Origin of the sequence: Flavobacterium sp. (genome assembly GCF_039595935.1) — a bacterium.
Classification (GTDB): Bacteria; Bacteroidota; Bacteroidia; order Flavobacteriales; family Flavobacteriaceae; genus Flavobacterium.
Map to the genome: position 1 here is coordinate 1,933,613 of NZ_JBCNKR010000006.1, position 12,814 is coordinate 1,946,426.

Annotated in this window: 14 protein-coding genes; 5 read left to right on the forward strand and 9 right to left on the reverse strand. The window is 35.5% G+C overall.

Going from position 1 to position 12,814, the window contains the following annotated elements:
- The first annotated feature begins 12 nt into the window (after positions 1 to 12).
- The 4 genes from ABDW27_RS18025 to ABDW27_RS18040 all read left to right on the forward strand — a co-directional run bounded on the left by ABDW27_RS18025 (position 13) and on the right by ABDW27_RS18040 (position 3,889).
- Entirely contained in the window at positions 13 to 1,035 is a 1,023-nt protein-coding gene (locus ABDW27_RS18025; RefSeq protein WP_343697142.1) for a hypothetical protein, read from the forward strand.
- Positions 1,036 to 1,058: 23 nt separating this feature from the next.
- Positions 1,059 to 2,147 (forward strand): hypothetical protein, encoded by a 1,089-nt coding sequence (locus ABDW27_RS18030; RefSeq protein ID WP_343697143.1) that lies wholly within the window; start codon positions 1,059 to 1,061, stop codon positions 2,145 to 2,147.
- A 107-nt stretch (positions 2,148 to 2,254) separates the two neighbouring features.
- Positions 2,255 to 3,124, forward strand: coding sequence for a DUF5677 domain-containing protein (locus ABDW27_RS18035; protein ID WP_343697144.1), 870 nt, complete (start codon positions 2,255 to 2,257; stop codon positions 3,122 to 3,124).
- Positions 3,125 to 3,184: 60 nt separating this feature from the next.
- Entirely contained in the window at positions 3,185 to 3,889 is a 705-nt protein-coding gene (locus tag ABDW27_RS18040; RefSeq protein ID WP_343697145.1) for a hypothetical protein, read from the forward strand.
- Positions 3,890 to 4,085: 196 nt separating this feature from the next.
- Here ABDW27_RS18040 and ABDW27_RS18045 read toward each other — a convergent pair whose 3' ends face one another.
- The 7 genes from ABDW27_RS18045 to ABDW27_RS18075 all read right to left on the reverse strand — a co-directional run bounded on the left by ABDW27_RS18045 (position 4,086) and on the right by ABDW27_RS18075 (position 9,340).
- Positions 4,086 to 4,997, reverse strand: coding sequence for a patatin-like phospholipase family protein (locus ABDW27_RS18045; RefSeq protein ID WP_343697146.1), 912 nt, complete (start codon positions 4,995 to 4,997; stop codon positions 4,086 to 4,088).
- Between the two features lie 10 nt (positions 4,998 to 5,007).
- On the reverse strand, positions 5,008 to 5,913 hold the full coding sequence (locus ABDW27_RS18050) for a nucleotidyltransferase (RefSeq protein ID WP_343697147.1): 906 nt from the start codon (positions 5,911 to 5,913) through the stop codon (positions 5,008 to 5,010).
- A gap of 379 nt (positions 5,914 to 6,292) precedes the next feature.
- Positions 6,293 to 6,592 carry a hypothetical protein gene (locus tag ABDW27_RS18055; protein ID WP_343697148.1) on the reverse strand — a complete coding sequence of 100 codons (300 nt, stop codon included), beginning with the start codon at positions 6,590 to 6,592 and terminating at the stop codon, positions 6,293 to 6,295.
- A 209-nt stretch (positions 6,593 to 6,801) separates the two neighbouring features.
- Complete coding sequence (locus ABDW27_RS18060; protein ID WP_343697149.1) at positions 6,802 to 8,115, reverse strand: PcfJ domain-containing protein; 1,314 nt, start codon at positions 8,113 to 8,115, stop codon at positions 6,802 to 6,804.
- A complete protein-coding gene (locus ABDW27_RS18065) occupies positions 8,112 to 8,522 on the reverse strand; it encodes a Cas9 inhibitor AcrIIA9 family protein (protein ID WP_343697150.1) in 411 nt (136 codons plus the stop codon). Before ABDW27_RS18065 ends, ABDW27_RS18060 begins: the two co-directional genes overlap by 4 nt.
- A gap of 25 nt (positions 8,523 to 8,547) precedes the next feature.
- Positions 8,548 to 8,910 carry a hypothetical protein gene (locus tag ABDW27_RS18070; protein ID WP_343697151.1) on the reverse strand — a complete coding sequence of 121 codons (363 nt, stop codon included), beginning with the start codon at positions 8,908 to 8,910 and terminating at the stop codon, positions 8,548 to 8,550.
- Positions 8,911 to 8,950: 40 nt separating this feature from the next.
- Positions 8,951 to 9,340 carry a single-stranded DNA-binding protein gene (locus tag ABDW27_RS18075; RefSeq protein WP_343697152.1) on the reverse strand — a complete coding sequence of 130 codons (390 nt, stop codon included), beginning with the start codon at positions 9,338 to 9,340 and terminating at the stop codon, positions 8,951 to 8,953.
- Positions 9,341 to 9,737: 397 nt separating this feature from the next.
- On the opposite strand from ABDW27_RS18075, the gene ABDW27_RS18080 reads away from it, so the two are divergent.
- Entirely contained in the window at positions 9,738 to 10,202 is a 465-nt protein-coding gene (locus ABDW27_RS18080; RefSeq protein ID WP_343697153.1) for a hypothetical protein, read from the forward strand.
- A 148-nt stretch (positions 10,203 to 10,350) separates the two neighbouring features.
- Here the strand turns inward: ABDW27_RS18080 and ABDW27_RS18085 are convergent, their stop codons facing one another.
- Together ABDW27_RS18085 and ligD are read right to left on the reverse strand one after the other, a co-directional pair.
- Positions 10,351 to 10,665: a hypothetical protein gene (locus ABDW27_RS18085; protein ID WP_343697154.1), complete on the reverse strand. Its 315-nt coding sequence runs from the start codon at positions 10,663 to 10,665 to the stop codon at positions 10,351 to 10,353.
- 63 nt (positions 10,666 to 10,728) lie between these two features.
- Complete coding sequence (gene ligD, locus ABDW27_RS18090) at positions 10,729 to 12,774, reverse strand: DNA ligase D (RefSeq protein ID WP_343697155.1); 2,046 nt, start codon at positions 12,772 to 12,774, stop codon at positions 10,729 to 10,731.
- Positions 12,775 to 12,814: the final 40 nt, after the last annotated feature.

The window sequence follows — 12,814 nt, forward strand, 5'->3', positions numbered from 1 at the left end:
TAATAATTTTCAATGATAAAACACTTTACTCACCCAGAAGGGAAATTTATTATAGCATTACCAGTGGAATGGCAGTATAAAAATGTTGCTGTTGGAGAAAAAGAAGAACCTCCGTTTAGTTTCGAGCTTTATGAAGAGACTGTGGGTTGTTTTCAAATTAGCATCTATCATGAAAATGAAAAAAGTATTCCTAAAAATTTAAAGAAGCAAAAATGCAATAAGGACAATCTTAATTTTTTTCAAACGAGAATGGATGGAGGCGGATTCAATATGCACTTGTTTTATGCTGTGGTTGAAGATCATTTGTTTATGGCAAAGTATATTTATCAAACAAAAGATGAAAAGTTAGAAAAAATTTCAGAAGAGTTGGTTAAAGTAAAGAAAGCTTTACAAACACTTCAATTATTGTCATCTGAAAGGAAAGTCGAAGCTATTGCGATTGATAAATATGAAAAATTTATGTCCTCTCTTGCGGCATCTTTTGATTTATTACATATAGCCTATAAAAACAAATCTGAAATTGAAATAATAATAATAACAGCAAATCAAATTGATGCTTATTTGCGTTTAGCAATTGTTATGAAAAAACAATTAATATCGAACACAAATGAAATTGATATTAAATTATTATATCAAGAAGAAAATGATAAACCCATATTTGAAAGACATATCTATAAGCTGGCTAAAGAGCTAGTAATTATAAATCAAGATATATTTGATAGATTAGAATATTTATATAGTGATCGCAATAGAATGGTACATCGCTATATTATTTCAGATTTAAAAACAAGAGATATTGGAGAGTTGTCGATTGAATACGTCTTAATTTGTGAAGAAATCAGGTTAATACTTGCTAGTATTGAAGATGATCAATTTAATAAGCAAATAGGTATTTACGGTGGAAAAAGAAACCCTAAAGAAGAGCATAGCAAAGAAAGTATCAATTTTTTGCATTCTCAAGTTAATGATAAACATTTAGTTGCTAGTTTGCAGAGGAAAATAGATTTGAGTAGTAACGATAAACTTGACACTTAAATAAATACTAAAAGAGATATATTATGCGATTAACATTATCCATTGAAGAGGGAGAAGAAGTTTTTATATCAAAAAAACATCAAAAAATAAATGATTTATGTGCAATAATATACGACCAACTTACAGAAATTTATATAGAGAAAAATTATAAAAATCTTCTTAAAACTGAAATTATAACAAAAGAACATCAAAAATTTATTGATGAGTTAAATGCGGGAGATATTCATGCGCTAGATTATTTAAAGGCAAATAATTTAGACCATGAAATTGAATTGATAATTTCAAAACATATTTTTTTAGCTGTAACATCCGATCTAATAAATTTCTTATTTGAGTCATTACATTGTGCTAAAAGAGGAAAAATGACTGTAGCATATTCTCTTTTAAGAAAACCTTTTTTGGATGAATTATTTATTTTAGAACAATTATTGGTAGATCGAACGGATTTTGTTAAACGATTTTTTCATGATGGTAATCCAGAAAAATATGATCCAAGTAATCCAAAAATTGATAAAAAAGAAATTATTGAGAAAGCTATAAGTAAGATTAGATTTAATTATTTTTATGATGTCGACTTAATTTATGATTTAAGGTATAACAAATCCTTTGAGTCAGGAATAAATAGCTCTACTAACCAAGCTTTGCATATTGTTACAAAAGATAAAAATTACAAAACCGCTGAGCAAAATCTAAATTTTGTTTTTTCTATAAAAGAGGATATGAATAAATATTTTGCAAATTATTATTTTGTTGTACCTAATTTATTATTCTATACAGTTTCCGTCATCGATGAAATAGCTTTTAATTTCTTACAGGATGACAAAAACAAACAAGTTAAAGTTATAAAAGAGTTTCGTCGAATAATTGCGTACTTGTTTTTTACTGAGTTTGCTAATATTTCAAGTAAAAAAAAGAATGAAAAAATTTTAAAGCATTTTTACAATCATTTAATGTTTAAATGTCCTGTTTGCAAACATAATAATCAAATTGAAAGAGCGGATTTAGAATTATTTTATCAAATTGAAAATTTCATTTGCACAAAATGTTTTAATACCCTAATTCATGATAAAAAATCCGTTAATGTTATTCAAAGTTTACTTGATACATTCTAAAACTCAACTGATGTGTGAGAGATTTTTTAAGCATATTATTGATAACAGTTTTTAAAAATTTAATTGTAAGGGATTGAGTTCATTACAATGACAAAAAAAAATATAAAATGAATTTTAATGAAAACATAGTTGGAAATACAAAATCATTTGAAATTTTTATTGAAGAATTTAATGGTAATATTAATTTTCTTGATAATTTTTCTAATCTCATATGTTTTAGTGGGAGAATGATTTCCTTTTTTACGGATAAAAAAATTTACAACATTGGTACAACGTTGTTAGATAATTCAGTCCAGACATTAAAGAGTATTAAATTGTGTTGTTCAATTGGGAGTTTTGCCGATGCAAATACCTTGATTAGGAAACTAAGAGATGATTTAATCCTATATATTTATATTTTGGATGTTGCAAATAAGCGAACAAATTCAATATTAGATTTAAAATTTGATTCCATTCTCACCGAAAACGAAAAAGCAGTTGAAGCATGGCTTAGTAATACAGTTTCGGAACTTCCCAACAAAACCAAAATGAAATTAAGCTTTGAAAATTATATGAAATATTTGAAGCAAAATGAAGACATAACTAAAACACTTGAAAATTATAATTTGGAGCATTATTGGGAGACATTAAGAGCTAGACTTAATGACTATGTTCATAACAATGGAATTCAGTTTACATCTCACAATTTAATAAAAGAATATAATCAAAATCTAGATATATACCTAAAAAATATAAATATCAGAACATCCTATATAATTACTTTGTTTTTGGTTCTTATAATTATGACTGAAGCCCCGTTAATAGCTTCAACTGACATGATTGATCATTTGGAATGTGGTCTGACTCCTCCTGAAGATTGTCAATATGAAATTGCCCCCTTTATCCAGAACTATATTGACAAAAAAGTTGTGGCTTTTCATCCTGAATTAAAGCAATTTTTGAGAGACAATAATAAATATGATATGAGGATACAATAAGCACTTAAAGGTTTTTTAAATGATTTTATAGAATTAATTATGAAAAATAACTAATTAAATATGAAAATACTTTCTGAAAGGTCACCTTTTAAAATGCTTCCTTTGCAAATGGATGAATATCAAAGACTGATTTTCGACGCAATTCGAATTACGTTTGAAATGTTAGAAGTAGATTATACATTGTTAGAAAATAAGCTTCATGAGTTATCGCAAGAAGATTTTGTTAAAGAAAAGACATCCGAAATTTTCTCACGTGCATGGGGGATTATTGATCATAGTTCTAGACTAATTAAATTGTTTCAAAAACTTCCCTCGGAAAGTAATCATAAAATTCTTGAAAGCATTTTAGTGGTAAATGCATTTAGAAATACAATTCAACATTTGCATGAACGAATTGATGAGTCAATGTATGAAAACAGATCACCTTTCTATGGAATTTTGGTTTGGTATCATAAAAATTTAAATACAGGAGTTTTAACGCCAAAAACGCTTGTGAGTGGTATTGCTTATGGTTTTAATTTAACTTTTCAGATACCTGAAAATGATGAAATTAGTAATGAAATTAGCTCAATCACGTTACAAACGGTGGATAAAAGGCAAACAATTTCGATTAATTTAAGTGAATTATTAATTAATATTCAGCATATATGCTTGACCAATGAAAATAAAATTGGCGACTTTTTTGAAACGCAAGGTTGGCCCCTTTGCGATTGGTCCAAAAGACAAGATATTATGATTAATTTTAAAACTGAAGATAAACAATAATAATCACGAAGAATGTAGAAAAAAATATCTGAAAGTAGTGATGAAAAACGAAATTTCTTCCAAAAATTGTTTGAATAATTAGTCTGCTAGTATAAAAACTGTGCAAAAAAGATAGAAGGTGTACTGGCATTATTTGAAGACTGTCGAATAGCGAAAGTTTAATAATATTTCTGCTTATTTTCTAAGAATAACATATTTATGGAATGTTTAAGAGTTTTAAAATTTCTTTTTCATATTTGGCATATGAAGCTCTTCCAAGCTGAATCATTTTATTTAACTTTTTCAAGTCGTACTCAAACATATTTGTTCCATGTTTAGGTTCTGGAAAAGACTCACTAATCCTCACCATGTCTAAATTTGGAAACAATAATTTAGAAACAATGGTGTTACTGTTTGTACTGGCATTCAAAACTCGCTCAAAAAAGTTAAAAATCCCTATTTTTTTTAAAAGTCTCGAAATTATGCCTGATGTATTTTCGATGTAATGTCCTACGCCAATATTTAAAATGTGGATATCCTGCTCATTGATTCCTATCGATTTGTATGCATCAATCATTGCATACAAGGTTGAATTGTTTGCGATAAATCCTCCGTCCACTACTTCAATTTCTCCATGATTTTCCGTTTCAATTTTCACTTTATTGAAAAATGGATATGCTGCACTCGAACAACGAATTGCGGTTTCAATACTGCAACCAAAGCCTGGAATAAAAGACTGTTTCATTCCATGAGCTTGTTTAATATTTGTTTTGAAGATCAATGGCATTTGAGTATCAAAATTTAAAGCTACAATTCCAACATCAGTTTTAAATGCATCGAATTTTTTGTCGCCAAAAATTTTTTTCGCTTCTATTTCAAGAGCTTTGCTTTTTGCTGCTTTACTTCTATTTCTCATTATTGTCGGTATAAGTTCTAAATAGAGCACTTGAATTTCGTTTATTGAATATCCTATACCGATTAAAGCTGCGATTATCGAGCCAGTACTTGTTCCATAAATTAGGTCAAAAAATTCATATAAGGGTTTACCAAGTCTCAATTCAAGTTCTTTTAAAACTCCTATAGTATATACTCCTTTAGATCCTCCGCCATCTAATACCAATATATTCATAGCTCATAGTTTATTGAAAATCATTCCAAAATTTAATTAATTGATTTCTAAAAATTTTACAATCAACAACACTCCATTGCTGATTCGTATTTCCAAACAGATTACGTTGTTTGTTTTGACATACTAGCTCTTCTAATTGAGAATCAGAATAATTGTAGAATGTATTTAATACTGCTAAAACTCTTGCATAGTGGCTGGTCTTCTGAAAATTACTGTCAGGCATATTAAACATTAATCCTTCAATAAAATATGAAGGAGCAAGTGAACTCTGAATTGTAGCACTATTTACAAGTTTTGCCTTTATGTTTTTAATTATCCTTATTGTAGATTTATAATTAGAATTACAAACTTGATTTTTTAAGGTACCATTATCAAAATGTATTTTAGGAAAATTCACAACCTTTTCATCTGTTTCATTGGTCCAAAAGACTATGCCTTTGGCATAATTGGTCGTGTTAATTTTACTAAAACTTCTGTATTCTCTATATTCAGCACAACAAATGACATCACAATCTAACCTTCCTGAATTAGCAAGTATTTTAATTGAATTATTACCGACCTTTACATAAGCATCCCCATAATAATCTTTTAATCTTTCAATAATAGCATTTGTAAAAGAAGTCAATGAATATTTCCCATCAGAATAACATTCATTAAAATCCTGTCGCTGCTGCCAACTTAATTCATCCTTATTGGAGTAAAATATCGTGGAAAATTCAACAACAACATCAACATCACTATCTCCCCTGATATTCGTAGAGTTACGATAAGATCCTTGCAAATATATATTGAAACTAATATCATCTTTCCATGTATGACCTTCAATACAAGTTTTTATAGAGTTGTATGTAGTAGCAGATGAAACTGTCGCGCCTAAGTTTGACCAGGTTTGTAATTGTGCTTCGGGTATTGACATGCCTAGATTATTATCATCTCGTTAATAAATATGTTTATGCAAGTTGAAGACTAAGATAAGAAAAGTTTTGTAAATATTACTTTTTATAAATCATTGCAGTGTTCGTATATTTTTGGCTGTATTTTTAGGACTTTTTGTTTTACGGATACAATGGTTCCGCCTAGTTTTTTTTGAAGAACTTACAAATACTAGGTAATCTCTAATTGTTGAATTAATAACTTCAAAAAAGTGTACTTTAAATTTATTTGTGCTGAGCGAGATTTTTAAGTGTCAGCATTTTTAATCTATCAGTAAGACACCATTGAATATAGTGAATAAATTTTGGAGACTGAAAAATTATTCCCAATCTGAAAGCACGAGGTTCTTATGGACAAGGTCATTAAAATATACTATTGCGCTGCGCGGTAGCGGCTTTAATTTGTCCTGCTGCTGTTATAGAACTGTTGTCCGTTTCGGGATTTAAAAACACCAGACCAAGATCATCCAGTTTTATTAATTGATCTAAAATTATGGACTCCCTCTGACGTTCGTCGAAAGCTTCTTCAATATCAATATTGCTATAATTTCCAAAATTGGCGAAAACAAGCTTGGTGAGTTCTTCTAAAGAAAAACTTCCAGCATGGTTTTCAGACAGAATTCTTAAGATTAAATTGAAAAAGTCATTAGATTTCTCAGGCATATAGTATAGTAATGTTTATATAGCTAAATGTATGAAAAAAATACTCTTGTTTGATATTTTATCAGATATATACATCTGCTCTGCTTTTTCAGGCTTGTTTAAACCATCCTAATTTTTGAAATTACAGTGAAAAAGCTAATAATCATAAACAACTTCACTTTCCTATAAGTGTCTGCTCCGCCAAAAAAAAACCGGCATACAGCCGGCTTTCACAAGAACGATTTAGCTTTTCTTTTTTTAACCCTTTCTTTAATCTGATACAAGTTTCTGTTCATAAGAGTTAGTATCTGCTTATGGTGAGTGGAAGCATTGTTTTTCATGCCTCTGCACTGGATGATTTCCATGTTTTTAAGCGATACTTCAATAGTTTCAACAGACTGGCCGTCCACTTTTGCCGACAATATAAGCGAGTTTCTTTTCTTGTAATACTCGTTGGTAAAAACGCAGTGGTGCAGATTATCCCCCTCTTCCATGAAGTCCCGTACATTTTCGATTACCGAGACGGTCAGGTTTTTTTCAGAGAAACAAAGACCGAAAAAATCCTTTTTGTCCTCGGCATAAACACTCTGTGCTTCGAGTATTTCCGAGCGCATCTCTATGAGGTATTTTCTGCGCTGAATGGCTCTTTTTTTTAGGACAAGCCTGTCATGCGATTCACTAAGGCCGTCGGGACAGACGTATAAAGCGCAGCTGAGGTCTTTTTTAAACCATCTTAAAAGGTCTATGTAATCCTCCCAAATCCTATAATTGGAAATCCTATAATTGTTTTTAAGACAGGTCTTTACTGCCTGCCAGTTCTGTTTCAGGTGCTGTTCAGAGGAAGTCAAATAGTAGGTCAGCATTGAAATCTGCGAAGCTTTCAAAAGGGTTTCCGCTAAAGAATCTTTCAGAAGCGCAGAAAAAAGTATCTGCGGAGCGATATTGTGGAGCGAAGTTTTAAAACCATTCCGTTTAAGAGAGCTGATAACTTTTAATTTCGGATAAACCCTGTAAGGGGCTATTCGGTACTTTGGCGAGTTCTGAAAATCCTTTGGTCTTATTTCAAGCGAAGAATAATATTTCCACTGGTCGTAAGCCTGAGAAAAAACATTGACAGAAAGCGACATTGTGCGAACGTCTCCCTTGAAGCTAATCCAATGCTGCATAACCTCCTTATGGAAGTAGGTCGGTGCAATACCTTTCTTCATCTGCTTGTGGGAACAGATGATGCGCACGACCTGAAAATCTCCCGCCGTGTCCAAAACCGCTGAGTATTCAATTTCCTTGAAATGCGTTTTGTTATAAGGCTGCATTTTCAGTTTTCCCCTGCATCCTGCGCATTTAATATAGTTCTGGCATTCAGCTTTGGCGCTGTCGGGCTTCCAAGTGTGAGAACAGTCAAGACAGTGGAATTTTCCCCTTGACAGTACACCCCATTTTAGGAAAATGGATTTCTCCGCCCATGCAATAAATTCATTAGGCACAGGTGCAAGTGAAGCACTCAGCGCCGTAATCTGTTTTTCTATTATTGTTTTAGGTATCATAGGTCAAAAAGTGTTAAGGCTGTCTGTACTGGTTTTTCGGTCTGCTGTAGCGGGATTAGCTTTGCAGGAACAGAAACGGCAGAATTTTTCTGCACAGGGTTTTCTGCAATGGGAGCGGGAGCGGAGAACAAATCAGCCTCCTTAGACTGATTTGTCGTCACTCTGCATCTGATTTCGGGAATATTTCCGATAGTGTCATCGGTGTAGTATGTTACCGCCAGATCAAAAATCTCACTGCCGTCAAAGGCGCATTCGCCTGTCTTTTTTACTTCGGAGATGATGTATTTAAGACAGTTTTCGACATTCTTGGAAGCCTTTTCAAGCATGGGCGCAAAAGCGGAATCCGACTGGGATTTCTCTTTCAGGAAATCTTCTATCCTTGTTTGGAATTTTTCTGAACCTTTCATAACTGATGTTTTTTAGGGTTATCGGCTATTTTTCAAATGTGCTTCTGTAGATGTCAAAGCAGTATTCCTCAAAGCAGAGCCAGCACATAAAAGTGTAGTGGGGCAGACGGTGGCGGTTCTTGATACATTCGCCCAGTGAATTTTCTAGTTCATCCCTTATTTCTTCCAAATCATCAAGATGTTTTTTGTAAAATGATTTGCAGTCAACATGGTAAATAAATTCGCCGATCATACCGCTGATGCATCCTCCGTTCTGCAAGTCCTCTATAAAGGATTTGAGCTGTTCTTTTTTAGTTCCGTCATAGACATCCAATTCTAACAGGATTATTTTATTAAATGTCTTACTTACTCCGTAGTGGGCGTATGCTGATTTTTCCAGTGCTTTCATAATTCATATTCTTTAGGCTTGTTCATTTATCTCAAAAGGTTTAGAAAGGCAGGTCGTCGGAGTCTTTTTCAGCTTTGTTTGATACTGCATTATTTTGCTTAGGTGCTGAGGGATTATCGCTGACAAAGGCAATAATCTTGATGTTAGAGGTATGAAAGGTCAGGCTTCCGTGCGCCTGCGAATCATTACCGATATATACATTCAGACCGATTCGCCCGAAAAGTTCAACAGCAGTTCCTTTTTTAAGATACTGCGCCACTCCTGTGGAGAGCCAGTAGGAACAGTCGATGTAGGTTACAATTTTTTTGACCTCAGTGCTGTTTTTTAGTCTGTAGCTGTCGTTTACGGCGATTGAGAAATTAACCACCTGTCTTTCTGAGTTTACTTTTGCCACTACGGCATCTCTAGTAAGTCGTCCAATAATTTCCATAATTTTAAAATTTAAGTGAGTAAAATTTTCAAGTCTCTTTCTCCCTCTCCCAAAAATTATTTTCAAAAGAAAAAACGGGAAAAAAGAAAGCAAGAATCAAGTGACCGCTTGAGGATGCGGAGTGCTATAAGTCCCGAAGGGCGGAGGAGTGAAACGAAGCCGTTATGCGCATGCAGCGTCCGGGGGGGGACACTATCTTGGCTGCCCTTTTAACCCGTTTCGAATGAAAATCTAAGGCAATGCCCTAAAAGCGGGCAGAAGGAAATTTTAATAGTTTGGGAAACTCGTTAGTGGAAAAGTTCTAGATGTCCTGGTGCAGACTGCAGGAATTGCGGATTTAGTTGACTGCAATAAAAAATTTAGCTATTTTTATAAGTAACATTAAATTCTTAGCCGTATGAATATAGATTATCAGGACCGTAATATCTTCGAAATAGATTATATATTCAGGATCCAGACCTTTGAAAAGTACCTTGAGAACACGATGTCCTCGCAGGAGCATTATGCAAATTATAAAGCCGGACTGATACCCAATATCTTTTACGGGCATAATATGGCGGAACTTTTGGATCTGTTCCGAAAAGAGTTCCTTGAAGTAAAATCTGGAATTGAAAGGTATGAAGCGGATAATAACAATGATTTTCCAATGCTGAAATCGTATGTTAATACCGAAAGGAATCTGCGCAAAATTCTGGATGAGAGCCAGCTCACAGATTATACGGTGCTTCTTGAAAGTTCGTTTGACAATCAGAAGCAGGATGCAAAAGCTGCAGCAGTGAGCCGCTTTTTCCTGTCAACGCCGATATTGAACAATTATATATTCCAAATAGAGAAGATATTTGGAAAAGGCATCCTTGACTGATGTGATATTTTAGTGGAGCTTTAATTCAAAACTTTAAATTACATGGAGTAAGAAAAGCACAAACTCATATTTTACATCTTGATGGTATACGAATCTGTGCAGCGAGCAGTCAGCTGAAGGCAGCTGTTTCTTAGAGCAGCAACGCCTGCTAATATTCCAGATGGTTTAAAATAAACCCTTTCAGTTCCTTGTCGATCAGCGGGTCACGGTTCGCCGAGGTGAGTATTTTGCTGTAAAGCACTATAAAATTGCCGGCAAGAAATTCTTCCATTGCATCAAGGCACTTTAAAAATGTAGGCTGCGAGGCCGCCCAGAGATATTTACTGGTGTCGGCAAGATCGGTAAGCACAGCCTGATACGTATCCGGCTGTCCCGAGGTTTCCGATTTTGCAATTGTAACTTTGAGCTCAAAATCGTTATCGTGGTCATTAAATGATCCGGTAAGAAAGTAGGCTGTGGTCATAACTAATTTTTTTATTTATTAAAGTGCATTTTTTATCTGTTCGAACTTAACAGGACAGGAAATTCAAAAAAAGATGCTCTGGGCTTTTGCCACCGCTTTTTTCATGTTAATTCCTTTTTGCAGCGATCCTTTAAAAATATCGCCTTCAGCCCTCATGCGGGCAATGGAATTTTCTATGGTGAAATCTTTCATGGCCAGCCCTTTTTTAATCTCCTCCCAATGCAGGGGCATTGAGACCGTTGCGCCAATTTTCGGACGAAGGGAATAAGGACATGCAATGGTTGCGCCCGGACGGTTCTGCAGAAAATCAAGGTACATCTTTCCGTTGCGGTTTTTAATCTGGCGCTCGAGGCTTGTGAAGTCCGGAAGCTGTGAATGCACGATCGATACGATCATCTTTGCGAACATCTGCGACTGGTCGTAGCTGTATTTGGCGCCCAGCGGTATATAAATATGAATTCCTGTTGAGCCCGATGTCTTCACATAACCCGTGATATCCAGCGTATCGAGTATATTTTTAACCTCGCAGGCAGCGCGGATGACCTGTTCGAAAGTATTCTGGTCCGGGTCAAGGTCAATTACGCAGTAATCGGGATTATCAGGATGCTGGATGCGGCTGAACCATGGGTTCATTTCAATGCAGCCGAGCGATGCCATATACAAAAGCGTTTTTTCGTCGCCGCCGACAAGAAATTCCTTGCTTTCCGCGTCACTTGTGGTGTAGGGAAAGGTATCTGCCCATTCGGGCGCTTTTCCTTTGACATCTTTCTGGTAGAAGCTTTTGCCGTGGATACCGCCTGGAAAGCGGTTCAGCGATAGTGGGCGGTCTTTGAGATAAGGAAGGATATATTCTGCCGCCTGATAATAGTAATTGAACATGTCGCGTTTAGTGAAACCGTCCTCAGGCCAATAGATTTTGCTTAAGTGGGAAAAGGTGAGATTATGGCCTTTAATTTTCTTGGTCTGCGTTTCCTCTGACGGGTTCAGCAGAGTGCCGCGCGAAGATTTCCCGGGTGCTGTAAGAGGCGAGGAGACAGACTTCTTCCTGCTGGTTTTACCATCCCTAACGATCGATGAAGCAGAGTCTTCTTTTTCAAGTGCGACATCAACTGCTTTTTTATCGATTCGCATGCCTTCGAAAGAAGGGTGGCGGAAAACCCCGTCAGAGGTGATCTCGGCATAACTGACCTCGCAGACCAGAACAGGTTTAAGCCAGACCGCCTTGGCATGCGGCGGGTTGGGGCGGAAACGTGAGGGCTTGTTTATATCCGGCTCCGATGCAAAAGGTATTGTTTTGGTTATAAGCGGTTTGAACTGGTCCATCATTTCCCTCTGCATCTTATCGGTAAATCCCGTCCCGACTTTGCCCGTGTATACGAGCTGTCCCTTTTGGTAGACACCCAGCAGGAGCGAGCTGAAAAGCTTGGACGAAGAATCATTTTTGGTATATCCTGCAATAACGACTTCCTGTCTTTTGTTTGCCTTGATTTTAAGCCACTGCCTGTTTCGACTGTCAGGGATATATAGTGAATCTTTCCTTTTGGCCATAATGCCCTCAAGCCCCATTTTTGAGGCAGTCTGAAAAAAGTCGATCCCGCCGCTGAAAGGCTGGCTCAGGCGGATCCTGTCGTCATCACTTGGGAGTATATCTTTTAAGATCTCCTGGCGCTGGGAGAGTTCCAGATCCATAAGGTTTATGCCGTTGTACCAGAGAATATCAAAAACGTAAAAGACCAGGTGGCCGTCCGCTTCGCTGCGCCAGTTCTGAAGGGCGCTGAAATCTGCTTTTCCATCCTCTTGGATTACCAGAATTTCCCCGTCCAGCACAGCATTGTTTTTCCAGTGCTTTAATGCATTTGCGATCGGGTAATATTTATCTGTAAAGGGTTTGTTATTGCGGGAGGAAAGTGAAACCTCTCCCTTATTGATATAGGCGATCGAGCGGTATCCGTCCCATTTTACTTCATAAATCCATTGGGGATCATCGAAGGGCTCATTTACAAGTGTCGCCAGCATCGGCTTAATGCCTGCGGGCATTCCAGCGGGCGTGCCGGCCTGCAGGAGTGCTTTGAGCTCCTGACTGCCATCTGAAGTTTTTTTCCCTGCCATTTTCATTGTTTTAAATAATAAATTAAATGTGAAGCCAGCT

Bases quoted from the DNA above. Each gene is read 5' to 3' on its own strand.
- ABDW27_RS18030 (WP_343697143.1), top strand. From the start codon at position 1,059: ATGCGATTAACATTATCCATTGAAGAGGGAGAAGAAGTTTTTATATCA.
- ligD (WP_343697155.1), bottom strand. From the start codon at position 12,774: ATGGCAGGGAAAAAAACTTCAGATGGCAGTCAGGAGCTCAAAGCACTC.
- ABDW27_RS18055 (WP_343697148.1), bottom strand. From the start codon at position 6,592: ATGCCTGAGAAATCTAATGACTTTTTCAATTTAATCTTAAGAATTCTG.
- ABDW27_RS18060 (WP_343697149.1), bottom strand. From the start codon at position 8,115: ATGATACCTAAAACAATAATAGAAAAACAGATTACGGCGCTGAGTGCT.
- ABDW27_RS18025 (WP_343697142.1), top strand. From the start codon at position 13: ATGATAAAACACTTTACTCACCCAGAAGGGAAATTTATTATAGCATTA.
- ABDW27_RS18080 (WP_343697153.1), top strand. From the start codon at position 9,738: ATGAATATAGATTATCAGGACCGTAATATCTTCGAAATAGATTATATA.
- ABDW27_RS18050 (WP_343697147.1), bottom strand. From the start codon at position 5,913: ATGTCAATACCCGAAGCACAATTACAAACCTGGTCAAACTTAGGCGCG.
- ABDW27_RS18040 (WP_343697145.1), top strand. From the start codon at position 3,185: ATGAAAATACTTTCTGAAAGGTCACCTTTTAAAATGCTTCCTTTGCAA.
- ABDW27_RS18070 (WP_343697151.1), bottom strand. From the start codon at position 8,910: ATGAAAGCACTGGAAAAATCAGCATACGCCCACTACGGAGTAAGTAAG.
- ABDW27_RS18075 (WP_343697152.1), bottom strand. From the start codon at position 9,340: ATGGAAATTATTGGACGACTTACTAGAGATGCCGTAGTGGCAAAAGTA.
- ABDW27_RS18065 (WP_343697150.1), bottom strand. From the start codon at position 8,522: ATGAAAGGTTCAGAAAAATTCCAAACAAGGATAGAAGATTTCCTGAAA.
- ABDW27_RS18045 (WP_343697146.1), bottom strand. From the start codon at position 4,997: ATGAATATATTGGTATTAGATGGCGGAGGATCTAAAGGAGTATATACT.
- ABDW27_RS18085 (WP_343697154.1), bottom strand. From the start codon at position 10,665: ATGACCACAGCCTACTTTCTTACCGGATCATTTAATGACCACGATAAC.
- ABDW27_RS18035 (WP_343697144.1), top strand. From the start codon at position 2,255: ATGAATTTTAATGAAAACATAGTTGGAAATACAAAATCATTTGAAATT.